Annotated in this window: 23 protein-coding genes and 1 riboswitch; of the genes, 6 read left to right on the plus strand and 17 right to left on the minus strand. The window is 71.9% G+C overall.

Annotated features, from left to right (window positions below):
- Positions 1–326 precede the first annotated feature (326 nt).
- The 8 genes from OG758_RS32755 to OG758_RS32790 form a co-directional block, all read right to left on the minus strand.
- On the minus strand, positions 327–1,172 hold the full coding sequence (locus OG758_RS32755; RefSeq protein ID WP_326713217.1) for an ECF transporter S component: 846 nt from the start codon (positions 1,170–1,172) through the stop codon (positions 327–329).
- Positions 1,169–2,857 carry an ABC transporter ATP-binding protein gene (locus OG758_RS32760; protein WP_326713218.1) on the minus strand — a complete coding sequence of 563 codons (1,689 nt, stop codon included), beginning with the start codon at positions 2,855–2,857 and terminating at the stop codon, positions 1,169–1,171. The genes OG758_RS32755 and OG758_RS32760 overlap by 4 nt, the downstream gene beginning before the upstream one ends.
- On the minus strand, positions 2,854–4,056 hold the full coding sequence (locus OG758_RS32765) for an energy-coupling factor transporter transmembrane component T (RefSeq protein WP_326713219.1): 1,203 nt from the start codon (positions 4,054–4,056) through the stop codon (positions 2,854–2,856). The genes OG758_RS32760 and OG758_RS32765 overlap by 4 nt, the downstream gene beginning before the upstream one ends.
- Positions 4,057–4,078: 22 nt before the next feature.
- Positions 4,079–4,756, minus strand: a complete 678-nt coding sequence (locus OG758_RS32770) for an SCO2322 family protein (RefSeq protein ID WP_326713220.1) — start codon at positions 4,754–4,756, stop codon at positions 4,079–4,081.
- Positions 4,753–5,982: a prenyltransferase/squalene oxidase repeat-containing protein gene (locus tag OG758_RS32775; protein ID WP_326713221.1), complete on the minus strand. Its 1,230-nt coding sequence runs from the start codon at positions 5,980–5,982 to the stop codon at positions 4,753–4,755. The genes OG758_RS32770 and OG758_RS32775 overlap by 4 nt, the downstream gene beginning before the upstream one ends.
- A gap of 121 nt (positions 5,983–6,103) precedes the next feature.
- A riboswitch (cobalamin riboswitch) is annotated at positions 6,104–6,188 on the minus strand.
- Between the two features lie 136 nt (positions 6,189–6,324).
- A complete protein-coding gene (locus tag OG758_RS32780; RefSeq protein WP_326713222.1) occupies positions 6,325–7,521 on the minus strand; it encodes an SPFH domain-containing protein in 1,197 nt (398 codons plus the stop codon).
- A gap of 12 nt (positions 7,522–7,533) precedes the next feature.
- Positions 7,534–7,797 (minus strand): hypothetical protein, encoded by a 264-nt coding sequence (locus OG758_RS32785; protein ID WP_326713223.1) that lies wholly within the window; start codon positions 7,795–7,797, stop codon positions 7,534–7,536.
- A 155-nt stretch (positions 7,798–7,952) separates the two neighbouring features.
- Entirely contained in the window at positions 7,953–8,993 is a 1,041-nt protein-coding gene (locus OG758_RS32790) for an MBL fold metallo-hydrolase (RefSeq protein ID WP_326713224.1), read from the minus strand.
- A gap of 191 nt (positions 8,994–9,184) precedes the next feature.
- Between OG758_RS32790 and OG758_RS32795 the strand changes: the two genes are divergently transcribed.
- Both OG758_RS32795 and OG758_RS32800 read left to right on the plus strand, forming a co-directional pair.
- A complete protein-coding gene (locus tag OG758_RS32795) occupies positions 9,185–10,666 on the plus strand; it encodes an aldehyde dehydrogenase (protein WP_326713225.1) in 1,482 nt (493 codons plus the stop codon).
- Entirely contained in the window at positions 10,666–10,899 is a 234-nt protein-coding gene (locus tag OG758_RS32800; RefSeq protein WP_326713226.1) for a ferredoxin, read from the plus strand. The genes OG758_RS32795 and OG758_RS32800 overlap by 1 nt, the downstream gene beginning before the upstream one ends.
- 299 nt (positions 10,900–11,198) lie before the next feature.
- Here OG758_RS32800 and OG758_RS32805 read toward each other — a convergent pair whose 3' ends face one another.
- Positions 11,199–11,819 (minus strand): TetR family transcriptional regulator, encoded by a 621-nt coding sequence (locus tag OG758_RS32805; RefSeq protein ID WP_326713227.1) that lies wholly within the window; start codon positions 11,817–11,819, stop codon positions 11,199–11,201.
- A 235-nt stretch (positions 11,820–12,054) separates the two neighbouring features.
- Between OG758_RS32805 and OG758_RS32810 the strand changes: the two genes are divergently transcribed.
- The 3 genes from OG758_RS32810 to OG758_RS32820 are packed head-to-tail and all read left to right on the plus strand — an operon-like array spanning position 12,055 to position 15,256.
- Complete coding sequence (locus tag OG758_RS32810) at positions 12,055–13,449, plus strand: glycosyltransferase family 4 protein (RefSeq protein WP_326713228.1); 1,395 nt, start codon at positions 12,055–12,057, stop codon at positions 13,447–13,449.
- Positions 13,443–14,174, plus strand: a complete 732-nt coding sequence (locus OG758_RS32815) for a class I SAM-dependent methyltransferase (RefSeq protein ID WP_266564762.1) — start codon at positions 13,443–13,445, stop codon at positions 14,172–14,174. Before OG758_RS32810 ends, OG758_RS32815 begins: the two co-directional genes overlap by 7 nt.
- Positions 14,171–15,256, plus strand: a complete 1,086-nt coding sequence (locus OG758_RS32820) for a prenyltransferase/squalene oxidase repeat-containing protein (RefSeq protein WP_326713229.1) — start codon at positions 14,171–14,173, stop codon at positions 15,254–15,256. The genes OG758_RS32815 and OG758_RS32820 overlap by 4 nt, the downstream gene beginning before the upstream one ends.
- Here the strand turns inward: OG758_RS32820 and OG758_RS32825 are convergent.
- Positions 15,250–15,546 carry a hypothetical protein gene (locus OG758_RS32825; RefSeq protein ID WP_326713230.1) on the minus strand — a complete coding sequence of 99 codons (297 nt, stop codon included), beginning with the start codon at positions 15,544–15,546 and terminating at the stop codon, positions 15,250–15,252. The two genes, OG758_RS32820 and OG758_RS32825, sit on opposite strands and share 7 nt — an antisense overlap.
- A gap of 119 nt (positions 15,547–15,665) precedes the next feature.
- On the opposite strand from OG758_RS32825, the gene OG758_RS32830 reads away from it, so the two are divergent.
- Positions 15,666–16,241 (plus strand): hypothetical protein, encoded by a 576-nt coding sequence (locus tag OG758_RS32830; RefSeq protein ID WP_326713231.1) that lies wholly within the window; start codon positions 15,666–15,668, stop codon positions 16,239–16,241.
- A gap of 39 nt (positions 16,242–16,280) precedes the next feature.
- Here OG758_RS32830 and OG758_RS32835 read toward each other — a convergent pair whose 3' ends face one another.
- The 7 genes from OG758_RS32835 to OG758_RS32865 form a co-directional block, all read right to left on the minus strand.
- Positions 16,281–17,291 carry an LLM class F420-dependent oxidoreductase gene (locus tag OG758_RS32835; RefSeq protein ID WP_326713232.1) on the minus strand — a complete coding sequence of 337 codons (1,011 nt, stop codon included), beginning with the start codon at positions 17,289–17,291 and terminating at the stop codon, positions 16,281–16,283.
- Between the two features lie 112 nt (positions 17,292–17,403).
- Positions 17,404–18,243, minus strand: coding sequence for a hypothetical protein (locus OG758_RS32840; protein ID WP_326713233.1), 840 nt, complete (start codon positions 18,241–18,243; stop codon positions 17,404–17,406).
- A gap of 144 nt (positions 18,244–18,387) precedes the next feature.
- Positions 18,388–19,407, minus strand: coding sequence for an N-acetylmuramoyl-L-alanine amidase (locus OG758_RS32845; protein ID WP_326713234.1), 1,020 nt, complete (start codon positions 19,405–19,407; stop codon positions 18,388–18,390).
- A 24-nt stretch (positions 19,408–19,431) separates the two neighbouring features.
- Entirely contained in the window at positions 19,432–20,082 is a 651-nt protein-coding gene (locus OG758_RS32850; protein WP_326713235.1) for a class I SAM-dependent methyltransferase, read from the minus strand.
- Between the two features lie 122 nt (positions 20,083–20,204).
- Positions 20,205–21,530: a M20/M25/M40 family metallo-hydrolase gene (locus OG758_RS32855; protein WP_326713236.1), complete on the minus strand. Its 1,326-nt coding sequence runs from the start codon at positions 21,528–21,530 to the stop codon at positions 20,205–20,207.
- Positions 21,527–22,900, minus strand: a complete 1,374-nt coding sequence (locus OG758_RS32860) for a cytosine permease (protein WP_326713237.1) — start codon at positions 22,898–22,900, stop codon at positions 21,527–21,529. Before OG758_RS32860 ends, OG758_RS32855 begins: the two co-directional genes overlap by 4 nt.
- Entirely contained in the window at positions 22,897–23,862 is a 966-nt protein-coding gene (locus tag OG758_RS32865) for a DUF1177 domain-containing protein (protein WP_326713238.1), read from the minus strand. The genes OG758_RS32860 and OG758_RS32865 overlap by 4 nt, the downstream gene beginning before the upstream one ends.
- Positions 23,863–23,903 lie beyond the last annotated feature (41 nt).

Below are 23,903 nucleotides of genomic sequence, written 5' to 3' on the forward strand. Positions count from 1 at the left end.
TGAACCTTCCGTGGGGGACAGGGGGCCGCTTCGCACGCCCTGCGGCGTACAGAGGCGCCGGGGCCCTGGCGGGGGCCGTCGGCGCCTTGCGACTCCTCCAGAGAATCAGGCTCGCACCCTCGCCGCAATCGCCCCTTTTACTAGTTGAGGTCGCATATGAGGGAAATGTACCTCACGTGACCTGGCTCTCATGGGCCAGGTCAGAGGGTGTTTTGGTGGGGACGCGTCAGGCGATCGCATCTACGGCCACACCTCGTAGGTGACCTGGGTCATGTGGGGTGCTTCACCGCGCGGGCACGTCCCGGTGACGCAGCGCGCGTGAAGCCCTACGGCTCGGTGCCCTCGAAGGTGACGGGGGCCTCGAACGCGGCCCGGCGCGTGGCCCGCCGCAGCGCCCTCAGGAGCGCCGGGCCGGCGGTGACGGTGAGGACGACGGTCAGGGCCGCCCGGCCCAGGTCCCAGCCCAGCGACGTGGCCAGGCAGTAGGCGAGGAAGCGGACCAGGTTCTCGTGCAGCGGGGCGCCCGCCTGGAACGCGACGCTCGACGACAGCGAGTCCAGGAACGGCCAGCCGGCCAGGTTCATGACGGTGCCGTACGCGAACGCGGCCAGGAACCCGTACGCCGCCAGCGTCAGCACCTCGGCGCGACCGCGCAATCGGTCCGGGCCGGGGAGCAGGCCCGCGCCCATCGTGAACCAGCCCATCGACAGCATCTGGAACGGCATCCACGGACCGACCCCGCCGGTGAGCAGCGCGGACGCGAACATGGTCACGGACCCCAGAACGAACCCGAAGCCGGGCCCTAGGACGCGCCCGCTCAGCACCATCAGGAAGAACATCGGCTCGATCCCGGCGGTCCCCGCCCCGATCGGCCGCAGCGCCGCGCCCGTCGCGGCAAGGACCCCGAGCATCGCCACCGCCTTGGGCCCGACCCCGCCCTCGGACACGGCGGCCGCCACCACGCCCACCAGCAGGACGAGCAGCCCCGCGAACAGCCAGGGCGCGTCCTGCGCATGCGCGCTGACCTGCGACGAAGGGCCCGCGAGCAGTGGCCACCCGAAGGCGGCCACCCCTATGGCGCTGACGAGGAGCAGGGCCACCACGGAGCGGGGGCCGAGGCGTACGGCGCGGACCTGGCGGTCGGGTCGCCGGGTCTCGGGTGCGGTCCTCATGCCCCGTCCTCCGCGAGGCCCGCGGACTCGAGGGCCTCGCGGACCTGCGCCACCGTGAGCCACTTGCCCGGGGCCAGCACCTTGGCGACCTGGGGGGAGAAGGCGGGGGAGGCCACGACCACCTCGGGGGTGGGCCCGTTCGCCACGATCTCGCCGTCGGCGAGGACGGCGACGCGGTGGGACAGCTCGGCGGCCAGTTCCACGTCGTGCGTGGCCAGGACGACGGCGTGCCCGTCGGCCGCGAGACCGCGCAGGACCGTGACAAGGCGGGCCTTCGCCGCGTAGTCGAGGCCGCGTGTCGGCTCGTCGAGCAGAAGCAGCGGGGGGCGGGCCGTCAGCACGATCGCCAGGGCGAGGGTGAGGCGCTGGCCCTCCGAGAGGTCCCGGGGGTGGGTGTCGTCCGCGATGCCGGGCAGGAGCCGCGAGACCAGATCGCGGCAGGTGCCCGGATCCGCGCCCGCGTCGTGGTCGGCGGCCGCGCACTCGGCGGCCACCGTGTCCGCGTACAGGAGGTCACGCGGTTCCTGCGGGACCAGGCCGACGCGGCGGATCAGCTCGCGCGGGCCCGTGCGGTGCGGGACCGCGCCGCCCACCAGGGCCGTGCCGGACGACGGGCGGACCAGGCCGACCAGGGTGGACAGGAGGGTGGACTTCCCGGCGCCGTTGCGGCCCATCAGGGCGACGATCTCACCGGGTCCGACCGAGAGGTCGACGTGACGCAGCGCCTCGACACGCCCCCGCCGCACCGCGAGCCCCGCGACCTCGGCGACGGCGGGCACCTCGGGCTGCCTGCCGGAACGCAGCAGCGATCGGCGGGAGGCGGGGGAGGCGGCGGTCTGCGGCTGCTCATGAGGCTGGCGCGGCTCGTGCCCCGCCAGGCGCTCCCGCAACTCCCCGGACCCGCGCCGCGCGTCCCGCACCGTCAGTGGCAGCGGTGACCAGCCCGCGAGGCGGCCCAGGTCCACGACCGGCGGGAACACCGGCGACACGGCCATGATCTCGGCGGGGGCGCCGAGCAGCAGGGGTGCACCGGGCCCTGCGAGGAGCGCGACCTGGTCCGCGTACTGCACGACTCGCTCAAGCCGGTGCTCGGCCATCAGGACCGTCGTGCCGAGGTCGTGCACGAGGCGCTGCAGCACCGCGAGGACCTCCTCCGCGGCGGCCGGGTCGAGCGCGGACGTCGGCTCGTCGAGGACCAGGACCCGCGGGTGCGGGGTGAGTACGGAGCCGATGGCGACGCGCTGCTGCTGCCCGCCGGACAGCGTCGCGATGGGACGCTCGCGCAGGTCGGCGAGGCCCAGCAGGTCGAGGGTCTCCTCGACGCGGCGCCGCATCACGTCGGGCGCGAGTCCGAGCGACTCCATGCCGTACGCGAGCTCGTCCTCGACCGTGTCGGTGACGAAGTGGGAGAGCGGGTCCTGCCCCACCGTGCCCACCACGTCGGCGAGTTCGCGCGGCTTGTGCGTACGGGTGTCGCGCCCCGCGACCGTGACGCGCCCGCTCAGCGTGCCCCCGGTGAAGTGCGGCACGAGACCGCTCACCGCACCGAGCAGCGTCGACTTGCCGACGCCGGACGGCCCCACGAGCAGCACCAACTCGCCCTCGGGCACGTCGAGTTCGATGTTGCAGACCGTGGGTGTCGCGGCCCCGTCGTACGTCACCGAGACGTCCTCGAACCGGATCATGAAGCCTCCTTCGAGGGTGTTTCGGCGAGCGGCGGAGCGGGCGCCACGAATGCGGGAACCAGTCCGAGCAGCACCCCGGCCGCGGGCCACAGCGGCAGCGTCGGCGCGGCCAGCGGCACGACGCCGGGCGCCAGGGCCGAGGGATCGTAGGAACCGGTCCGGATCATCACGGCGGCGACGGCCGCCCCCGACGCGGCGACGAGCCACGCCCGCACGCCCCACACGTCGGGCCGGTACCGGGTGCGGATCGAGCGGCGCCCGCCGAGCCAGAGCCCGCCGAGCGCGGCCGCCACCCCGGCGAGCAGCACGGGCAGCCCGTACCGCGCGCCGTCCGCGGTCAGCAGCCCGTACGTCCCCGCGCACACCCCGACCAGACCGCCCAGCGTCAGCACCGCGGTGACCCGGCTAACGGCGGCCGGGACCTCGGCCGTACGCCCGTACCCGCGCGCGTCCATCGCGGCGGCCAGCGCCACCGACCGCTCGAGGGCGCCCTCAAGGACCGGCAGACCGACCTGCGCCAGGCCCCGCAGCCCCTTGTCGGGCCGGCCGCGCAGCCTGCGTGCGGCCCGCAGCCGCCGTACGTCGGCGATCAGGTTCGGCGCGAACGTCATCGCGACGACGACGGCGACCCCGGCCTCGTACAGCGCGCCCGGCAAGGACTTGAGGAGGCGGGCCGGGCTCGCGAGGGCGTTCGCCGCGCCCACACAGATCAGCAGCGCGGCCAGCTTGAGGCCGTCGTACAGCGCGAACACCAGGCCCTCGACCGTGACCCGGCCCCCGATCCGCACCCCCTGCGCCCATCCGGGCAGCGGCACCTCGGGCAGCGTGAGGAGCAGGTGTGTGCCCGGGATCGGCGACCCGAGGAACACCGCGAACAGCAGCCGGATCCCGATCACCGCGAGCCCCAGCTTCATGAACGCCCCGTACGAGCGCGCCCACGGCGCCGACGTGCGTCGCGCGGCCACCACATACCCGGACACCCCGATGAGCAGCGCGAGCAGCAGCGGATTCGTCGTCCGTGACGCTGCCGTGCCGAGCCCCAGCGCCCAGAACCACCAGGCGCCGGGATGCAGCGCGTTCGAGCGGTGGGCCCGGGGCGCGGCGAGGGGACGACGGCGCGCGGACGGCCCCGTCCCCGGGTCACGCGCGAGGCGCGGACGCGGGGCGGGGTGCGGGGAACCTGCGCCGGTGCTGCTCATCGTGTCGTCGTGTCCGTGTCCGTCAGCCGCGCCGGCGGCGGGTCTGCCAGACCGCGGCCGCGCCGAGCACGACGACGGCGGCGCCGCCCGCGATCAGGCCGACGGAGGGGCCACCGCCGTCGGACGCTGCCGCGCCGTCCTTCTCGGTGTCCTTGGACTCGGTGCCCTGGGATTCGGTGCCCTCGGAAGAGGACACCTGCTCGCCGCAGCCCGTCTTCGGGTAGCCGGCGATGGAGCACAGCAGCGCCTGGTTGTTGTAGCGCAGCGGCTTGGCGACGGCGGCGAGCGCCTCCGCGCTGGTCGCGTCGTCCGCGACGCGCGCGCACGCCGTACGCGGCTTCGGCGGCGCCTCACCGGACGGCGCGTCCTGCGCCGTGCCGAAGTCGATGACGAGCGCGACCCGCTTCTCGCCGCCCCGCGCCGGAGTGGCCGCGCAGATGGAGTCGAAGGACGCGGTTCCGCGCGGCTTCGCCGAGTCCTGCGAGTCCTCGCTCACGGAGAACCGGAACCCCTGTACGTCGCCGTCCGACGGGCGGGCCGTCGACGGGCCCTGCGAGGCGTACACCCACGCGGAGCCGTCGCGGTCCCAGAACGACCAGTAGCGGTAACCGGTGGCCTGCGCCTGGCCCGCCCCCGCGACGAGCGCACACAGCACGCCCGATATGAGAACGGCCAGGCTTCGGCGGCGGTACGTGGTCACAGCTGCTGCTTCTTGCGGCCGCTGAACAGGAAGCCGATGCCGATGCCGGCGACGGCCGCGACGGCGACGACGTACCAGACGCTGATGCCGCCGTCGCCGTCGTCCTTCTTCTTCTCGTCGGCCGTGGCGGCCTTCGTGGAGGACGGCGCGGGGCCCGTCGCGTTCAGGGCCTTGACCAGGTCCGTGCCGCCGAAGTCACGCGGGTCGTTGCCCGTCGCGTGCGCGGCGAAGATCAGCTGGGCGTAGGCGGCCGGACCGGACTGCTCGGCCCAGTCCCCGGCGTTCTTCTCCAGCCAGGCGTACGGGTCCTTCGTGTACTTGACGCCCTCGGCGGCCGCGATCGAGGTGACCGCGTCGGCGGTGTTGCCGTAGTCGGGCTGCGACTTGGTGCTGCCCGGGGTGACGGCCTTCAGGTACAGGCGGGTGCTGAGCTGGCCCTGGAGGTAGACAGCGGCGTTGTGCGCGAGGTCCCCGGCCGTCCTGCCGTCCTTGCAGACGTAGCTGTCCGGGGCCTTGCCCTTGCCGGGCGCCATGCCGGTCCCGAGCGCGCCGAGCACGCCGGCCGCGGTGGCGTCCGCGTTGGCGGCCAGCTTGCCCTTCTTGTCGGGCTGATAGGCGAGCGCGCCGCCGTCCTTGGCGCCCGAGCAGGGGAGCGCGAGCGCGGCCAAGGCGTCCTGGCCGGTCTTGCCGCGGCCCGACTTCACGTCGGCGGGCTTCTCACCGGCCGCGACGAGCGCGCCGATCACGACGGCGGTCGAATTGGCGTCGCTGTCCATGCCGACGTTGTAGCCCCAGCCGCCGTCGCCGTTCTGCGCCTTCTTCAGCCAGTCCACGCCGCGGGTGACCTCGCCCTCGCGGCCGCCGACCGCGACGAGGGCCTGCACCGCGGCGGCCGTGCTGTTGCTGTCGACGAGCGTCTTCTTGTCGCACTCCTTGCCCGGCTCGGCGCGGAAGGCGGCGAACCCGCCGTTCGTGCACTGCTGCCCGGTCAGCCAGTCCACGGCCTTGTCGGCGGGCTTCACACCGACGGTGTCCTGCGCGACCAGCGCGATCGACTGCCGCCAGACACCGTCGTACGTCGGGTCGGCCTTCCCGTAGAGCCCGGAGGGGATCGCCACCGAAGGGGACGCGGAGGGCGCGGAGTCGTCCGCGAGGGCGGCCGGGGCGGTGGCCATGCCGATGACGGCGGTGGCCGCCACGAGCGCGGCGCTGCGGCGAATGTTCATGGTGGGGCGGGTGCCTCTCCCTGCGGGGAGCCGGGCGGCACGGCACACGCGGGCACCGGGCGGCTCCGGCTCCGTATGCCTCGACGGTGCCGGCCACCGGCGGGGGCCGATGACACGAGCCGGTCACGCGCCGCACGGGGCAGTCCGGCTCACCACCTACGTGGTTCACGGTTGCGGGGTCAGCGCCGGATTCGCACCGGCTTCCCCCCGTGCGCGCATGATGACGACCCGCCCACTGTACCGGCCCGTAGGTGGCCTCCCCCGGGGTGCCCGAAGGGCCGGGGCGGACCGAAGCCTGCCCCGGCCCTCCGGGACGGGTGCGCCCGCCGGCGGCGGCAGGGCTCAGCGGATGTCGACCGGCCCGTCGTCGCCGCCGTCGCGGCCGTCCACCGGGCTCGACGCCGCCCCCAGGTACCGCTGGATCTCCATCTCGCCGCCGCTCTTCTTGGCGTCGCCGTCCGGTGCGCCCAGGTTGCGGCGGACCGAGTCCAGGATGGTCAGCCCCTGGCCGACGAGTCCGGCCGCGATCTCACCGAGGCCGTCCGCGCCGTTGAGCACGTTCACGTTGGCGCCCTTGAGGCCGCCGGCCGCCTCCTTCACGATCTGCGGCAGCTGGTCGATCAGCATCCGGTCGAGTGCGACCCGGTCGTACGACGCCGCGGCGGCGGCCTGGATCTTCATCCGCTCGGCCTCGGCGATGGCCATCACGCGGATCCGCTCGGCGTCCGCCTCCGCGGGCTTCACGACCTCGGCCACCAGCTGCTGCTGGCGCAGTTCGGCGGCCCGCTCGGCCAGTTCGGTGCGCGCCGCGAGGACCTCCTGCTCGGCGTGCGCCTGGGCCAGCGGCCCCGCCTGGGCGGCCGCCGCCTGCGCGCGGTCCACCTCGGCCTTGTACTCGGCCTGGACGACGGCGGTCTGCCGCGCGTACTCGGCCTGGTTGCGCTGGGCCTCCTGCTGCGCCTGGGTCGAGGCCTGGGTGGCCTGCGCCTGCGCGATCTGGGCCTGCCGCTGGATGGCCGCCTTGTGCGGGGCGGACATCGCGTCGATGTAGCCGGTGTTCCCGTCGTCGATGGACTGGATCTGGAGCGAGTCCACGATCAGCCCGATCTTCGCCATCTCGGCCTTCGAGGTGTCGAGCACCTCGGCGGCGAGCTTCTGCCGCTCCGTGACGATCTCCTCGACCGTCATCGAGCCGATGATGGAGCGCAGGTGACCGGCGAAGATCCGGCCGGTCAGGACCGACATCTGATCCTGGTCGGACAGGAACCGCTGGCCGGCGTTGACGATGGACTCCGTGTCGTTGCCGACCTTGAAGGCGATGACGGCGCGCACGGTCAGGCCGATGCCCTGCCGGGTCACGCACTTCTCGACGACCTCGGCCTCGGACATGGCCAACGACAGAAAGCGGGTCTTGCGGAAGATGGGCAGGACGAATTTTCCGTGGCCCGTCACGACCCGGAACGGCGCTCCCCCAAGTCCCCGCCTGCCACCCGAGATCAGCATCGCCTCATCGGGAGCGGGAACGCGATATCCGAACATCCTTCAGTCTCCTTAGCGGGTGTCCCCCGTGTCGCCGGAGCCGTCGGCCCATTCGTCGAGCGACGGATCGCTCCAGGCCATGACGACGACCTGCCGGGTGCCGCGGGACTCGATCACCAGGACCGTCGCCCCGCGCTTCAGGGGTTCGTCGGACCACGCGAGAAACGTCTCGCTGCCGCCCCGCACCCGCACCAGTACCTCGCCCGGGCCCTCGGCTCCGCGCGTGGCGATGACCAGCTTCCCCGTACAGCCGACCACGGCCTCGTCCGGCGCCATCGGTGGCCGCCCCCTTGTCGGTCCAGTTCTGAGATGCCAGACATTACGCCTGTTGCCACCCGCGGACCATGCGGCGGAAGGCCCGCCGGGCAGGCTGTTTCGTACACCCGGTAAAGATCGCGCAACGCCGGCAAAGCTCAGGTCAAGTGCGTAGGTCAGACCGGCGCATAAGTTACCGGGTCGCTCCCGGCGACGGCCTCCGCGCGGCCCAGCTTCACCAGTCGGCGCAAGTGCGCCTCGGCCTCCGAGACCGCGATGGTGCGCGAGCCGTAGGGGATCTGTTCCCAGGGCCGGTTCCACTCCATCCGCTCGGCGAGCTGCCAGGGGGTGAGCGGGGCGGGGGCGAGCAGGGTGAGTAGGCCGGTGAGGCGCTCCTCGTGGTGGTCGAGCAGCTCCCGGACGCGGGCGGGGGCGTCGGTGAAGGTGTGCTGGTGGGCCGGGAGCACCTCGGCGGGGGCCAGGCGGCCGACGCGCTCCAGCGAGTCGAGGTAGTCGCCGAGCGGATCCGTGACCGTGGCGTCGTCCGGGTCCTCGTAGAGGCCGATGTGCGGGGTGATCCCGGGGAGCAGGTGGTCGCCGGAGAAGAGACGGCCGTTGCCCGCGAGCCCTGCTGGATGGTCCTCCTCCAGGTGCAGGCAGACATGGCCCGGGGTGTGGCCGGGCGTCCAGATCGCGCGCAGGCGGCGGCCCGGCAGGTCGAGCAGGTCGCCGGGGGTGATGGTGCGGTCGGGGAGCGCGGGGGCGAGGCCCGGGAGGCTGCGGGCCCTGCCCGAGTCGCGGGCGGCGATCAGCGGCGCCATGTGCTCCTCGGGGGCGCCGGCCGCGGCGAGCTTGGCGGCCATGAACGCGTACCAGCGCTCCGGCGGGTTCTCGCGGGTGCGGCGCACGACGGAGACGTCCGCCTCGTGCATGGCGATCCAGGCACCGGACGCCTCGCGCACCTTGGCCGACAGGCCGTGGTGGTCGGGGTGGTGATGGGTGATCAGGACTCCCGTCACCTCGCCGACGCTCGTGCCGCAGGCGGCGAGGCCCTCGGTGAGCGCGTCCCACGACTCGGGGTCGTCCCAGCCCGTGTCGATGAGGACGGGCCCGCGGTCGGTGTCGAGGAGGTGGACCAGGGTGAAGCCGAGCGGGTTGTCGGGGATGGGCACCCGAAGGGACCGGACGCCTCCACCGTGGTCGGTCACCTGCGTCATCGGGCCCCACCTCTCGTACGACGACCTCGAACTCCCGCCACTGTAATAGAACTTGTTCCAATGGTCGCCCGGGTCGACTTGTCGGGCGACGGTCGCCCCGCCGATCCGTGGACTCCTGGAACTGGAACTGGTATCAGTTTCCATAGGTTCTGATGCAGTGTCAGAAAACGTCCCGCGAGAGGCGGTCGGTCATGACCGGGCATGAGGAACGGCTTGAGCACGAGTTCGTGGAGCACGGACAGCTCTACATCGGCGGGGAGTTGACGCAGCCGTCCGGCACGGATGTCATCGAGGTGATCTCCCCGCACACCGGCGAGGTCTTCGGGCGCGTGCCGCACGCCGCGCCCGCCGATGTCGACCGCGCGGTCGCCGCCGCCCGCAGGGCGTTCGACGAGGGTCCCTGGCCGCGACTCCCGCTCGACGAGCGGATCGCGGTCGTCACCCGGATCAAGGACGCGATCGCCGTACGGCACGAGGAGATCGCCCGCCTCATCTCCTCGGAGAACGGCTCCCCGTACTCATGGAGCGTCCTCGCGCAGGCCCTCGGCGCGATGATGGTGTGGGACTCCGCGATCACCGTCGCGAAGAACTTCCGTCACGAGGAGACGCGCGACGGCGCGCTCGGGAAGATCCTGGTGCGGCGCGAGCCGGTCGGCGTCGTGGCGGCCGTGGTCCCTTGGAACGTCCCGCAGTTCGTGGCCGCGGCCAAGCTGGCGCCCGCGCTGCTCGCCGGCTGCACCGTCGTCCTCAAGCCGTCGCCGGAATCGCCGCTCGACGCGTATCTGCTCGGCGAGATCGCGAAGGAGGCGGGGCTGCCGGACGGGGTCCTGTCCATCCTTCCCGCGGACCGCGAGGTCAGCGAGTACCTCGTCGGGCACCCCGGCGTCGACAAGGTCTCCTTCACCGGATCCGTGGCCGCGGGCCGGCGCGTCATGGAGGTCGCCTCGCGCAACCTCACCCACGTCACCCTCGAACTCGGCGGCAAGTCCGCGGCCGTCGTCCTGCCGGACGCGGACCTCGCGACGACCGTCCCCGGCCTCGTCCAGTCCGCCTGGATGAACAACGGCCAGGCCTGCGTCGCCCAGACCCGCATCCTCCTGCCCCGCTCGCGCTACGACGAGTTCGCCGGAGCCCTCACGGAGGCGGCGGCCGCGCTCGTCGTCGGCGATCCGCTCGACCCGGCGACCCAGGTCGGCCCGCTGGTCGCCGAGCGCCAGCAGCGCCGCTCCCTCGACTACATCCGCATCGGCCAGGAGGAAGGCGCCAAGATCCTCACCGGCGGCGGCCGTCCCGCCGGGCTCGACCGCGGCTGGTACGTGGAGCCGACCCTCTTCGGCGGCGTCGACAACTCGATGCGCATCGCCCGCGAGGAGATCTTCGGTCCGGTCATCTGTCTGCTCCCGTACGGCGACGAGGCCGAGGCGCTGAAGATCGCCAACGACTCCGACTACGGGCTCAGCGGCAGCGTGTGGACGGCCGACGTCGCGCACGGCATCGACGTCGCGCGGCAGGTGCGCACCGGCACGTACAGCGTGAACACCTTCAGCCTCGACATGCTCGGCCCGTTCGGCGGCTACAAGAACTCCGGTCTCGGCCGGGAGTTCGGGCCCGAGGGGTACGGCGCCTACCTGGAGCACAAGATGATCCACCTGCCGGCCGGCTGGGAGGCGTGATGGGGGACCGCTGGCACGTAGAGGTCGACCGGGGTGTCTGCATCGGCTCGGCCCAGTGCATCCACCACGCTCCGGACGCCTTCCGCCTCGACTCCGGCATGCAGTCCCGGCCGGTCGAGGCGGAGGCCGACGCCAACGAGAAGGTCCTGGCGGCGGCGGAGGGCTGCCCCGTGGAAGCCGTCATGATCACGCTGCTGGGCAGCGGGGAGCCGGTCTTCCCGCCAGAAGACTGAAGAAAAGTCCCCTTTGGTGGGTTGCATCACGACACATGCGGTCTATCCTGGTATTGGCCTATGAGGCGAGTGAGGGAGTCCGACCGGAGTAGCCGACTGTGGCGTGATGCAAACGGCATCCGACATGGCCGACGTCGACGGTAGGGCTGAGAGGCCGGAAGGCAGTAGCAGAGCCGGAAGGCGACCCCTAACACCTGATCCGGACCATGCCGGCGCAGGGAACCCGTCTCGTAGGTCTTTTCCGTGCCCTCTTCCGGGCCCCGGTGCCGCTCGCGCCCCGGGGCCCGCCGTGGTGCCGCCTACTTCTGGGCGTCCGGCGTCGTGAGGTCGATCAGCCGGCACACCGTCTCGATGTCTATCTTCACCTGTGCGATCGACGCGCGCCCCGACAGCCAGGTGATGAGCGCCGAGTGCCAGGTGTGCTCGATGACGCGGACCGCGGAGAGCTGCTGCGGGGTCGGGTCGTCCAGCTCCATCGCGTCCAGGATGATCGCCGTCGTCTGCCGCGAGACCTGGTCGACCTCGGGGCTCACGCTCCGGTCGGCGAAGGTGAGGGCGCGCACCATCGCGTCGGCGAGGTGCGGCTCGCGCTGGAGCGCGCGGAAGGCCCGCATCAGGGTCTCCGCGACCCGCTCCGAGGGCAGGTCGGACGAGGGCGGGCGCTTGCGGACCGTCGCGTGCATGTGCTGGAGCTGGTCCTGCATCGTGGCCACGAGGAGATGCACCTTGGACGGGAAGTACCGGTACAGCGTGCCGAGAGCGACCTGCGAGGACTCGGCGACCTCGCGCATCTGCACCGCGTCGAAGCCGCCGCGGCTGGCCAGCTGGGCGCTCGCGTGCAGGATGCGGCGGCGGCGCGCCTCCTGGCGCTCGGTGAGGGGCGGCGACGCCGGATGTGCTGTCTTCGCTTCCGCTGTCATGTGTCCCGTTCCGTGGCTGTCAAGCCGTAATCCGGTGCTTTCGAGAGGCTCATCATGGCAGGGCAGCCGGGGCCCGTCGTGGCGCGAATCACCTGATCCGAGCGTTGCAGCGAGGCTACCTGCCGGTAGATTCTGTGCTCCTTGAAGGATCAAAGAGCCGGCAACTCTGAAACTTGTTCTAGATTACCGCCCACGCGTAGTCTCGCGTGAACGTGCCGCGAGAAGGGGGCCAGGAGTGACCGCTGAGGCCATGGAGGCGGGCCCCCGGGCCGGTTCCTCCGCCGACGGTGACCGTCCGTTGCGTATCGCTCTCCTTACGTACAAGGGGAACCCGTTCTGCGGCGGACAGGGCGTCTATGTACGCCATCTGTCCCGCGAACTCGCGCGGCTCGGGCACCAGGTCGAGGTCATAGGCTCCCAGCCCTACCCCGTCCTCGACGAGGGCGAGGACCTGAAGGGGCTCAGGCTCACCGAGCTGCCCAGCCTCGACCTGTACCGCAGCCCCGACCCGTTCCGCACCCCCAAGCGCGACGAGTACCGCGACTGGGTGGACGCGCTCGAGGTCGGCACCATGTGGACCGGCGGCTTCCCCGAACCCCTCACCTTCTCGCTGCGCGCCCGGCGCCATCTGCGGGCACGGCGCGGCGAGTTCGACATCGTGCACGACAACCAGACCCTGGGCTACGGCCTGTTGGGCGGGCACGCCGCGCTCGGCGCCCCCCTCGTCACCACGATCCACCACCCCATCACCGTCGACCGGCAGCTGGAGATCGACGCGGCGCCCGACTGGAAGCGGCGCGCCTCCGTACGCCGCTGGTACGCGTTCACGCGGATGCAGAAGCGCGTCGCCCGCCGCCTGCCGTCCGTGCTCACCGTCTCCGGGACCTCGCGCCAGGAGATCGTCGACCACCTCGGCGTACGCCAGGACCGGATCAGCGTCGTGCACATCGGCGCCGACACCGACCTCTTCTCGCCGGACCCCTCGGTCGCCGAGGTGCCCGGCCGCATCGTGACGACGTCCAGCGCCGACGTCCCCCTCAAGGGGCTCGTCTTCCTCGTCGAGGCCCTCGCCAAGGTCCGCACCGAGAACCCGGCCGCCCACCTCGTCGTCGTGGGCAAGCGCGCCGAGGACGGGCCCGTCGCCGCGGCCATCGAGAAGTACGGCCTCGAAGGCGCCGTCTCCTTCGTGAAGGGCATCACCGACGCCGAACTCGTCGACCTCGTACGGTCGGCGGAGGTCGCCTGCGTGCCCTCCCTGTACGAGGGCTTCTCGCTGCCCGCGGCGGAGGCCATGGCCACCGGCACCCCCCTGGTCGCCACCACCGGCGGAGCGATCCCCGAGGTCGCCGGGCCCGACGGCGAAACCTGCCTCGCGGTGCCCACCGGCGACGCGGGCGCGCTGGCCGCCGCGCTCAGCAGACTCCTGGACGACCCGCGGCTTCGGGCGCGGCTCGGCGCCGCCGGACGCGAGCGCGTACTGAGGAACTTCACCTGGGCCCGCGCGGCGCTCGGCACCGCCGAGCTCTACCGCGAGTCCATCGCCCGCCCGGCGGTCCGGACCATCGGCGCCGCGGCCACCACCCCCCTCGAACGTGCAGGATCCGACCGCGAAAGCAGGGCCACGTGCTGACCGTCGACTTCACCCGCTTCCCGCTCGCCGCAGGCGACCGCGTCCTCGACCTCGGCTGCGGAGCCGGGCGGCACGCGTTCGAGTGCTACCGGCGCGGGGCCCAGGTGGTCGCCCTCGACCAGAACGGCGAGGAGATCCGCGAGGTCGCCAAGTGGTTCGCCGCGATGAAGGAGGCCGGTGAAGCCCCCGCGGGCGCCACGGCCACCGCCATGGAGGGCGACGCCCTCAACCTCCCCTTCCCGGACGCCTCGTTCGACGTCGTGATCATCTCCGAGGTGATGGAGCACATCCCCGACGACAAGGGCGTGCTCGCCGAGATGGTCCGCGTGCTCAAGCCGGGCGGCCGCATCGCCGTGACCGTGCCCCGCTACGGCCCCGAGAAGGTCTGCTGGACCCTCAGCGACGCCTACCACGAGGTCGAGGGCGGCCACATCCGCATCTACAAGGCGGACGAACTCCTCGCCAAGATGCGCGAGGCGGGCCTCAAGCCGTACGGCACCCATCACGCGCACGCCCTGCACTCGCCGTACTGGTGGCTCAAGTGCGCCTTCGGCGTCGACAACGACAAGGCGCTGCCCGTGCGGGCGTACCACAAGCTCCTGGTCTGGGACATCATGAAGAAGCCGGCGCTCACCCGCGTCACCGAGCAGCTGCTCAACCCGGTCGTCGGCAAGAGCTTCGTCGCCTACGCCACCAAGCCGCACCTGCCCAAGGCCGAGGCGTGACGAGCCCGGAGAAGACCGAACAACTCGTCCTGCCCGGCGTACTGACCGCCGAGCAGGCCGCAGCGACCGTCCGCGGGCTCCTCGCCGTGCAGCGCGAGGACGGCGCCATACCCTGGTTCCGTGGCCACCACCTCGACCCGTGGGACCACACCGAGGCCGCCATGGCCCTCGACGCGGCCGGCGAGCACGACGCCGCCGAACGCGCCTACACCTGGCTCGCCCGCCATCAGAACGAGGACGGCTCCTGGTACGCGGCCTACGCCGACGGGGACGCCGGTGACGTCACCGACCACGGCCGCGAGACCAACTTCGTCGCCTATGTCGCCGTGGGCGCCTGGCACCACTACCTCTCCACCGGCGACGACGCCTTCCTCGACCGGATATGGCCCACCGTGTACGCGGCCATGGAGTTCGTGCTGCGGCTCCAGCAGCCGGGCGGGCAGATCGGCTGGAAGCGCGAGCCGGACGGGACACCCGTCGACGAGGCGCTCCTGACCGGCAGTTCGTCCGTGCACCACGCGCTGCGGTGCGCCCTCGCGATCGCCGAACAGCGCGAAGAGCCCCAGCCCGACTGGGAGTTGGCGGCCGGCAGCCTGCGGCACGCGATCCGCCGCCACCCCGAGCGGTTCCTCGACAAGGACCGCTACTCGATGGACTGGTACTACCCCGTCCTCGGCGGCGCCCTCATCGGCTCAGAGGCCCAGGAGCGCATCCAGGCGTCCTGGGACCGCTTCGTCGTCCCCGGACTCGGCGTGCGCTGCGTCGTCCCCAACCCGTGGGTCACCGGCGGCGAGAGCGCCGAACTCGCCCTCGCCCTGTGGGCGGTGGGCGAGTCCGACCGCGCTCTGGAGATCCTCCAGTCGATCCAGCACCTGCGCGACCCGGAGTCGGGCCTGTACTGGACCGGCTACGTCTTCGACGACCGGGCCGTCTGGCCGAGGGAACTGACCGCGTGGACGGCCGGTTCGGTGCTGCTCGCCGTCGCCGCGCTCGGCGGCGACGAGGCCACCTGCTCGGTGTTCGGCGGCCGCCTCCCGGCGGGCTTCGAACCGGATTGCTGCGAGGAGAGCCCCGCTCAGTAGCGGCGCAGCCGGCCGGCGACGAAGTGCCCGACGAACAGGTACACCACCGCCGCCAGGCCGTAGCCGGCGACCACCCGCGCCCATTCGTCGTCGAACGTGAACAGGTCGTGCGACCAGCCGGCGAGCCAGCGGGCCGCGTCGTGGATGAACTGCACGAGATCGTTGCCGCGGTTGGCTTCCAGCAGGTACATCAGGATCCACAGGCCGAGGATGGCGGCCAGGATGTCTGCGACGACCATGACGATCGTCGCGGCTTGGTTGGAGCCTCGCGTTGCTTGGCTGGGAGACATGAAGCACTGGTTACCGCTCCACGGCGGGTGAAACCCGTACGGGCTCGCCCGGGTCGCGCAGTCGTAGGGGCCGGGGGACGCTGCCAGGGAGAAGAGGCACCGTGCCCTGGAGGTTTGTCGTGACCGGTTCCACCCTGCCCATACGCCGTGCTGTCGTGGCGCTCATCGTCAGCTCCGCGCTCCTCGTGGGCGGGACGGCGTGCGGCGGCAACGACACCAAGGCCAAGAAGTCGGGCAGCACCGTGGCCGCGGCTGTGGCGGAGCCGACCGCCACCACCTCCGCCGAGAAGCAGAAGTTCGCCAAGACGCGCTTCGTCGCCAACGCGGGGCTCGCAGCCGGCGCGACCTATCAGTGGATCATCAAGCCGTACCGCAAGGGCAAGTTCAAGAAGGGCGCCGGCGGGCGCAAGCTCGCCCTAGTCAAGGCCGGTGTCGCGGGCGCGTTCGCGTACAACAGGCTGAAGGCGGCCGTGAAGAACGCGAAGGGTGACCCGCTCCTGTCCAAGGCCGTCGCGCCGCTCGCCGTGGGCATCGACAAGCTGAAGGACCTGCCGTCCAAGCTGCGCAAGGGCGACGGTGCCGCCGTCAACTCCTTCGACGACGTCATCAACTCGGTGAAGGACGCGGGCAAGAGCGCGGGCGCCGAGGTGAAGGACAAGGTGCCGTCGGCCAAGGAACTGTCCTCGGGGTCGTAGTGCCTGTCTTTGAACGCCCTGCCAACTGAGCCTTTTCGACTAGGAGTTGAGCTCGGCCAGGACCCGCAGTGTGTGCGGGTCCGGGGCCAGGGCGAGCAGGTCGGTGACCGGGCCCTTGCGCCACAGCTCAAGACGTTCGGCGATGCGCCCGCGCGGGCCGACCAGCGAGATCTCGTCGGCGAAGGCGTCCGGCACGGCCAGCACGGCCTCCTCGCGCCGTCCCGCGAGGAAGAGCTCCTGGACCCGGCGGGCCTCGTCCGCGTACCCCATGCGCGCCATCAGGTCCGCGTGGAAGTTGCGCTTCGCGTGGCCCATGCCGCCGATGTAGAAGCCCAGCATCGCCTTCACCGGCAGCAGCCCCTCGGCGACGTCGTCGCAGACCGTGACGCGGGCCATGGGCGCGATCACGAAGTCCTCGGGGAGGTCGGTGAGGGAGGCCTCGTACGCGTCCGTGCGCGTCGGCGACCAGTACAGCGGGAGCCAGCCGTCCGCGATGCGGGTCGTCTGCGCGATGTTCTTCGGGCCCTCGGCGCCGAGCAGGACCGGCAGGTCGGCGCGCAGGGGATGCGTGATCGGCTTCAGCGGCTTGCCGAGGCCGGTGGCGTCCTCGCCGCGATACGGGTGCGCGTGGAAGCGGCCGTCCGTCTCGACCGGGCCCTCGCGCCGCAGGACCTGCCGCACCACGTCGACGTACTCGCGGGTCGCCGTGAGCGGCGACCTCGGGAACGGCCGTCCGTACCAGCCCTCCACGACCTGCGGCCCCGACAGGCCGAGCCCCAGCATCATGCGGCCGCCGGACAGATGGTCGAGGGTGAGCGCGTGCATCGCGGTCGTCGTGGGGGAGCGGGCCGCCATCTGTGCGATCGCCGTGCCCAGGCGGATGCGGGAGGTGTGCGCCGCGATCCACGTCAGCGGCGTGAACGCGTCGCTGCCCCAGGACTCGGCGGTCCACACCGAGTCGTACCCCAACCGCTCGGCCTCCTGGGCGAGTTCGAGGTGGCGCGGATCGGGGCCGCGGCCCCAGTAGCCGAGCGCGAGTCCGAGTCGCATGGCCGCTCCCATTCCTGACGCGGTGTCAGTTCGTGGTACGGGGGCGACTGTACGACAACGGCCCCCCACCCGGAAGACGGGTGAGGGGCCGTGAGGGAAAGGCCGGGCGACGTCAGCCGCGCTGGATCCCCGTCGTGTCCTGGAGGACGCCTCGACGGCCGTCCTGCGTCTGGGCCACCAGGCCGGGTCCGCGCTGCTCGACGGCCAGGTACCACGTGCCGGGCGCCAGCTCAGCGATCGGCGTCGGGGAGCCGTCCTCGGCGTACAGCGGACGCGGCACCGGCACCGCGAACCAGAACGGCGAGAAGTCGCCGGCCGGGGCCTGCGCGGCCTGCGGCGCGGGCGCCGCCTGCTGCTGCGGCTGGGCGGCACCGTAGGGCTGACCCGGCTGGCCGGGCTGGGCGCCGTAGGGCTGGCCCGGCTGCTGGGCACCCGGGTAGCCGTAGCCACCGGCGGGCTGCGCGCCGTACGGCTGCGGGGCCTGCGGCCGCGGGGCGCCGATGAGGGCACCCTTCAGCGCGGGGACGAGCGGCGTGGCGACAGCGGCACCCGCGAGCGCGAGGGTCGCGATCAGGGCGAGGATCACGCCGGTACCGGCGCCGAAGCCGCCCGAGCCCTGGCCGCTGTTGTTGAAGCCACCGGCCGGGTCGAAGATGTTCCCGAGCGCGCTCCACGCCGAGAAGACGGCGAGCGCGATGCCGAACTGGCCGAGGTCGAGACCGGCGACCTTCGGCACGGTGGGCAGCCCCCGGGCGACGACGATCAGCACCGCGGCGAAGATGCCCGCGAGGAAGACGCTGAACAGGAGCGGTGCGCTCCCCCACGCGTTCGGGAGGTCTGCGCTGCTGGAGATCCCGTCGATCGAATAGATGTCGAGGAACGAGGCGATGAACAGCAACACCGCTGCTCCGATCACCACGCCGTCGCCTCGAGTGAGGGAGCGGATATTCACTTCAGGTCCTTCGTCAGTCGTCCGGTCGTCGGCGGAGGCGTCGCTGTCGCTGCTGTGCCGTGCGAAGCGCGGGGGTGGCCCCATCGTAGAGAGACACTATCGTCCGCGCGGTGGGGGTGTCTGCCGCGATCCGCAGGGTGAGAACTACCCGCGCAGGAAACTCACGATTCCGTCAGACATCCCCTGCGCCGCCTTCTGCCGCCACGCGCCGCTCGTCAGCAGGGCCGCGTCCTTCGCGTCGCGCATGTTGCCGCACTCGATGAACACCTTCGGCACGGCGGAGAGGTTGAGGCCTCCCAGGTCCTTGCGCACGTCGAGGCCGGTGCCGCCGCCGATGTAGTTCGAGGGGGCCGAGCCCGTGGCGCGCAGGAAGTTGCCCGCGACGCGTTCGCCGAGGTCGCGCGAGGGGCCCGCGATCGCCGTGGTGTTGGCGGAACCGGAGTGCACGGATGCGGGAAGGATCACATGGAAGCCGCGGTTGCCCGCCGCGGAGCCGTCGGCGTGCACGGAGATCACCGCGTCCGCGTGCGCCTTGTTGCCGATCCGGGCGCGCTCGTCCACGCACGGGCCCCAGGAGCGGTCGCCGTTCTGGGTCAACTCGACGGTGGCGCCCTGCTGTTGGAGCAGGGTGCGCAGCCGGCGCGAGACGTCGAGGGTGAACTGGGCCTCGGTGTAACCGGCGTTGGTCGACGTGCCCGTCGTATCGCATTCCTTGCGGTTCGTCCCGATGTCGACGAGCCGGTTGATCTCCGTGGCGTGCCGGAAGTTGCCCGGATTGTGACCCGGGTCGATGACGACGACCTTGCCCTTGAGGGGGCCGGATCCGGCGGGCTTCGAGGAGGAGGCGGGCGGCTTCGACTTCGGCTTCGACGGGGTGGCGCTCGGCGACCCGTCGCCCTTCTTGCCGTCGTCGGACTTCGACGGGGAGGGGGACGTCGTGTCCGCCCCCGCCGTCGACGACTGGCTCGCGGCGGGCAGTGTCTTCGCGGGCTCGTTCTCGCCCGGGCCGCCCACCACCTGCCAGATCAGCCACCCGGCGAGAGCCGTGGGCACGAGCGCGGCGAGCGCCACGGTCAGCGGACCGCCGCTGAACCGGCGCGGCCGCCGGGGGCCGTCCCCGTCGCCGTCGAAGTAACCGTCGCTGTCCGGACCTACGTATGACACGTGGATGAGCCTAACGGTCCTTCTTCAGATCCCGGTGCCCGTTCGGCGCAGGACGCGCAGGGATTCCGTCGCCGAGACCTCTGTGAACGCGCCGGACTCCAGTGCCCGGAGGTAGACGCGGTACGGGGCCTGGCCCGTCCACTCGTCGATCTTGACCGGGAACACGTCGTGGATGAGGAGCAGACCGCCCTCGGCGACGTGCGGGGCCCAGCCTTCGTAGTCGGCTGTGGCGTGCTCGTCGGTGTGGCCGCCGTCGATGAAGACGAGGCCGAGCGGGCCGCCCCAGACGGCGGCGACCTGCGGGGAGCGGCCCACCAGGGCGACGACGTGGTCCTCCAGGCCGGCCGCGTGCAGCGTGCGCCGGAACGTGGGGAGGGTGTCCATGCGGCCGACGACCGGGTCGACGGTCTCCGGGTCGTGGTAGTCCCAGCCCGGCTGCTGCTCCTCGCTGCCGCGGTGGTGGTCCACGGTGAGCGCGCTCACGCCGGCCTGGCGGGCCGCGTCGGCGAGCAGGATCGTGGAGCGTCCGCAGTACGTGCCGACCTCCAGGAGCGGAAGCCCGAGCGCGGCGGCCTCGGCGGCGGCCGCGTAGAGCGCCAGCCCTTCGCCGAGAGGCATGAACCCCTTGGCGGCCTCGAAGGCGGCGAGGATCTCCGGCTTGGGCGCCGCGCTCATGGGTTCCCCTGTCCTAGGCATGTGCATGAGGCCGCCCATGCTGCCGTACGCCCCCGTCGCTGGGTGCGGCGGGGGCGTACGGGGGGTGAGCCCGGGTCAGGGGCGATCGGGGGAGCCGCGGGTCAGCAGCTCTGCCAGAGGCGGGTCATGACGCGGACGCCGAACCGCAGGCCCTCCAGCGGGACGCGCTCGTCGACGCCGTGGAAGAGGCGGCCGTAGTCCAGGTCGTGCGGCAGCTTGAGGCCCTTGAAGCCGAAGCAGCGGATGTCCAGCTTGGTGAAGGCCTTGGCGTCGGTGCCGCCCGGGTTGCAGTACGGGACCGGATGGCCGTCGGGGTCCTCGGCGCGCACGGCCTCGCACATGGCGTCGACGAGCGGGCCGTCGAACGTCGTCTCCATGGCGATGTCGTGGTTGACCCACTCGCGCCGCACGGAGGGCAGGAGCAACTCGTCGATGGTGTCGACGAGTTCCTGCTCGTGGCCGGGCAGGAAGCGGCCGTCGACGCGGGCGGTGGCCTTACCGGGGATGACGTTCGTCTGGTAGCCGGCGGTGAACATGGTGGGGTTCGCGGAGTTGCGGAGCACCACCTGCATGAAGTCGGCGACCGGTCCCAGCTTGGCGAGTTCGGCGTCGAGGTCGTCGGCCTCGAAGTCGATCTTCACGCCCTTGAGTTCGGCGGCCTCGGCCAGCAGCGCCCGTACGGGTTCGATGAGGCGGATCGGGAACGTGTGGCGGCCGATGCGGGTGAGGGACTCGGAGAGGTCGGTGACCGCGTTTTCGTCGTTGGGGGACGAGCCGTGGCCGGCCCGGCCCGTCGCCGTGAGCTCCATCCAGGCCATGCCGCGCTGGGCGTTCTCGATCGGGTAGATGCGCTGTGTGTCGTCGAGCGCGTACGAGAATCCGCCGCCCTCGCCGATCGCCTCGGTGACGCCCGCGAAGAGCTCCGGGTGGTGCTCGACGAGCCAGTGCGCGCCGAACTTGCCGCCCGCCTCCTCGTCGGCGAGGAACGCGAGGACGATCTCCCGCGAGGGGCGGGTGCCGGTGCGGGCGAAGTGGCGGGCGGTGGCCAGCATCACGGCCACCGTGTCCTTCATGTCGATCGCGCCGCGGCCCCACAGGTAGCCGTCGCGGATCTCGCCGGAGAAGGGCGGCACCTGCCACTCGGCGGCGTCGGCGGGCACGACGTCGAGGTGGCCGTGCACGAGGAGGGCGCCGCGGGTGTTGTCCGCGCCGGGGATGCGGGCGATGACGTTCGCCCGGCCCGGCGCGCTCTCGACGAGGGTCGAGTCGATGCCGGCCTCGGCGAGGCGGGCCACGACCCAGTCGGCGCAGGCGCGCTCGTCGCTCGTCGGGTTGGACGTGTCGAAGCGGATCAGCTCCGCGCACAGTCCGACGACCTCGGCCTGGGCCTCCTCGGATGCGGGGGTCAGGGCGCTGGGGGTGTTCATGCCGCTCCCACGGGGGTCGCTTCGGGGGCGGCGGGGAGGGTGTCCTCGTCGTCCAGGGTGGAGGTGCCGTACGGCCGCACGAGGCCGAGGAGGCCGAGGACGGAGTACAGGAGGAAGGCGGTGGCGAGCGAGTTGAGCGCCGGGATGCCGACGGTCACGTACTTGCCGACGCAGAAGGCCGCGATCCAGATCACGATCGACAGGGGCACCCAGGTCGGCGACGACGTGGGCAGTGTCCCGGACTCGCGGGTCTCGTCGAGCGGCTTGCGCATGCGCCGTACGACCCAGTACTCGGCCACGATGATGCCGCCGATGGGCGGGATGGCGACGCCGAGCACGGACAGGAACTCGGTGAAGTGGGTCATGATGCCGACGGCCGAGAGCAGGGTGCCCGCGAGGCCGAGCGCGACGGTGACGGCGCCGCGGTGCAGGCGCTTGCCGAAGACGACCTGGAAGAAGTTGACGACGCCGAGCGAGGAGCCGTACAGGTTCCAGTCGTTGATCTTCGCGGTGGACATCAGGACCACGATCACACCGAAGGCGCCCGAGGTGGAGAGCACGATGTGCGACACCTCGCTGGACTTCACCAGGCGGCCGAGCAGCACGCCCGTGAGGCCGACGATGTACTCGGAGAGGATCATCGACGAGGCGCTCTGCAGGAAGACGTGCGAGCCCTTGCGGTTGTAGCGGGTCATCTCGGGGGAGACGATCGCGCCGGTCATGTACCCGCCCGCGATGGCGGTGGCCGCGACGGCGAGCGGGATCGTCTGCCCCGGCGCCGGCGAGCTGATCAGGTCGCCGATGGAGTGGTCCATCAGGGCGTTCGTGACCGACCAGGCGACCAGGGCGAAGAACAGCGGCGTGACGATCTTCGCGAAGAGCGCCATGTAGCGGAAGCCGAAGATGACCAGGACCGTGATGGCGAGGCCCGCGGCCACGCACCACACCCACGACGGGCCGCCGACGAGCGCGGACACGCTGTTGCCGAAGATCGTGTTCTGCACGCCGAACCAGCCGACGAGGCTGACGGCGATGACGAAGCTGACCAGCGCGGAGCCGTTGCGGCCGAAGCCGATCCAGCGGGTCAGCATCGGGGTCGCGAGGCCCTCGCGCATGCCGGCCAGGCCGATCGCGAAGATCACCACTTCGAGGATGACCGCGCCGAGCGTGAAGGCGAGGAACGCGTTCCCGAAGGTCATGCCGACGCCGATGGTGGCGCCCAGCGTGAACTGCGAGATGGATCCCGACTGGGCGAGCCACTGGAGCAGCATCGTCCAGAAGCCGAGGCGCTGGTCGCGCGGGACGCGGGAGAGCGAGTAGTCGTCGCTGCCCAGGTTCTTGCCCGGCTTCTCTGCTGTGGTGGCGGTCATGAGGACTCCCGGGGCTCACGGCTCTCACGGCCGAGCGTCTGAAGGTGGGACAGGGAGCCGTAGCGGCTCACGAGGTTGTCGAACTCCGCCTCGTCGTGGAAGTCGAGGCGGCCGCCCCCGTACGCCTTGGCCGTCTCGACGGCGAAGCGTGCGGCACTGGCGATGTCGGCCTCATGGCTGGCGCCGGTCTGGCAGCCGGGGACCGCGGCGGCCGAGGTGACCGCGAGGCCGACGACCGGAGCGGGGGTCGCCGTGGCCGGCTGGAGGATCGAATTGATGTGATGTGCACCGTTACCGTACGGCGTGATGTCCTGGGTGGTCACCGGGTATGTGACCAAGGGCTCACCCGTGACGACCGCGAGGAGCTCGCCGAGCGCCTCGCTGACCCGCAGCACCCATCCCTCCTTGACGGTGGGGGACAGGGCCAGGCCCTTGTGGTTGATGATCCGGTTGCCCTTGGTGGTGTCGATGGAGAGCACGGCCTCCATCTCGCCGGTGACCTCGTGCCGGTTCATCGTGGCGATGTCGACCGGGGAGTCCATGAAGGGGACCGGGTCGTGGGGCGCGGTCGGCGCGTCCGGGCAGATGTGCGTGGCGACGATGACGTCACCCGGCAGCACATCCCCCTTGCGGCGCATGTCGAGCAGCTTGGCCGCGGTGGCGAGCGCGGCGGCGGCGCCGTCCGCGTCGGAGACCAGGCCCGTCATCTCGGGCCGGGCGCCTACGCCGCCGAGGCGGCCGACCACGCCGAGCGTGCGGGACGGGCCGCCGCTCGTACGTCCCGTGCTGCCTGGGATCCGTACCAGTACGAAGTCGGTCGAGCCACGCTCGCCGGTGACGGTGGTGACCTGGGCGCCGGAGCCCTGCGGGCCCGCGACCGAGTCGAGGTACTCCACGGCGCGTTTGCCGTCGGCGTTCGGGTCGTCGAGGAGTTCGACGATGTCAAGGACGTACTTCAGCATTGGGCGGCCTCTCTCGCTCCCGACACTCACTCCAGGTCGGG

Source organism: Streptomyces sp. NBC_01474 (assembly GCF_035918215.1).
Taxonomy (GTDB): domain Bacteria; phylum Actinomycetota; class Actinomycetes; order Streptomycetales; family Streptomycetaceae; genus Streptomyces; species Streptomyces aureus.

What these genes read in the sequence shown, in the direction of transcription:
- OG758_RS32755 (WP_326713217.1), bottom strand. Translation starts at nt 1,172, where the DNA reads ATGAGGACCGCACCCGAGACCCGGCGACCCGACCGCCAGGTCCGCGCC.
- OG758_RS32760 (WP_326713218.1), bottom strand. Translation starts at nt 2,857, where the DNA reads ATGATCCGGTTCGAGGACGTCTCGGTGACGTACGACGGGGCCGCGACA.
- OG758_RS32765 (WP_326713219.1), bottom strand. Translation starts at nt 4,056, where the DNA reads ATGAGCAGCACCGGCGCAGGTTCCCCGCACCCCGCCCCGCGTCCGCGC.
- OG758_RS32775 (WP_326713221.1), bottom strand. Translation starts at nt 5,982, where the DNA reads ATGAACATTCGCCGCAGCGCCGCGCTCGTGGCGGCCACCGCCGTCATC.
- OG758_RS32780 (WP_326713222.1), bottom strand. Translation starts at nt 7,521, where the DNA reads ATGTTCGGATATCGCGTTCCCGCTCCCGATGAGGCGATGCTGATCTCG.
- OG758_RS32785 (WP_326713223.1), bottom strand. Translation starts at nt 7,797, where the DNA reads ATGGCGCCGGACGAGGCCGTGGTCGGCTGTACGGGGAAGCTGGTCATC.
- OG758_RS32790 (WP_326713224.1), bottom strand. Translation starts at nt 8,993, where the DNA reads ATGACGCAGGTGACCGACCACGGTGGAGGCGTCCGGTCCCTTCGGGTG.
- OG758_RS32795 (WP_326713225.1), top strand. Translation starts at nt 9,185, where the DNA reads ATGACCGGGCATGAGGAACGGCTTGAGCACGAGTTCGTGGAGCACGGA.
- OG758_RS32800 (WP_326713226.1), top strand. Translation starts at nt 10,666, where the DNA reads ATGGGGGACCGCTGGCACGTAGAGGTCGACCGGGGTGTCTGCATCGGC.
- OG758_RS32805 (WP_326713227.1), bottom strand. Translation starts at nt 11,819, where the DNA reads ATGACAGCGGAAGCGAAGACAGCACATCCGGCGTCGCCGCCCCTCACC.
- OG758_RS32825 (WP_326713230.1), bottom strand. Translation starts at nt 15,546, where the DNA reads ATGTCTCCCAGCCAAGCAACGCGAGGCTCCAACCAAGCCGCGACGATC.
- OG758_RS32835 (WP_326713232.1), bottom strand. Translation starts at nt 17,291, where the DNA reads ATGCGACTCGGACTCGCGCTCGGCTACTGGGGCCGCGGCCCCGATCCG.
- OG758_RS32850 (WP_326713235.1), bottom strand. Translation starts at nt 20,082, where the DNA reads ATGAGCGCGGCGCCCAAGCCGGAGATCCTCGCCGCCTTCGAGGCCGCC.
- OG758_RS32855 (WP_326713236.1), bottom strand. Translation starts at nt 21,530, where the DNA reads ATGAACACCCCCAGCGCCCTGACCCCCGCATCCGAGGAGGCCCAGGCC.
- OG758_RS32860 (WP_326713237.1), bottom strand. Translation starts at nt 22,900, where the DNA reads ATGACCGCCACCACAGCAGAGAAGCCGGGCAAGAACCTGGGCAGCGAC.
- OG758_RS32865 (WP_326713238.1), bottom strand. Translation starts at nt 23,862, where the DNA reads ATGCTGAAGTACGTCCTTGACATCGTCGAACTCCTCGACGACCCGAAC.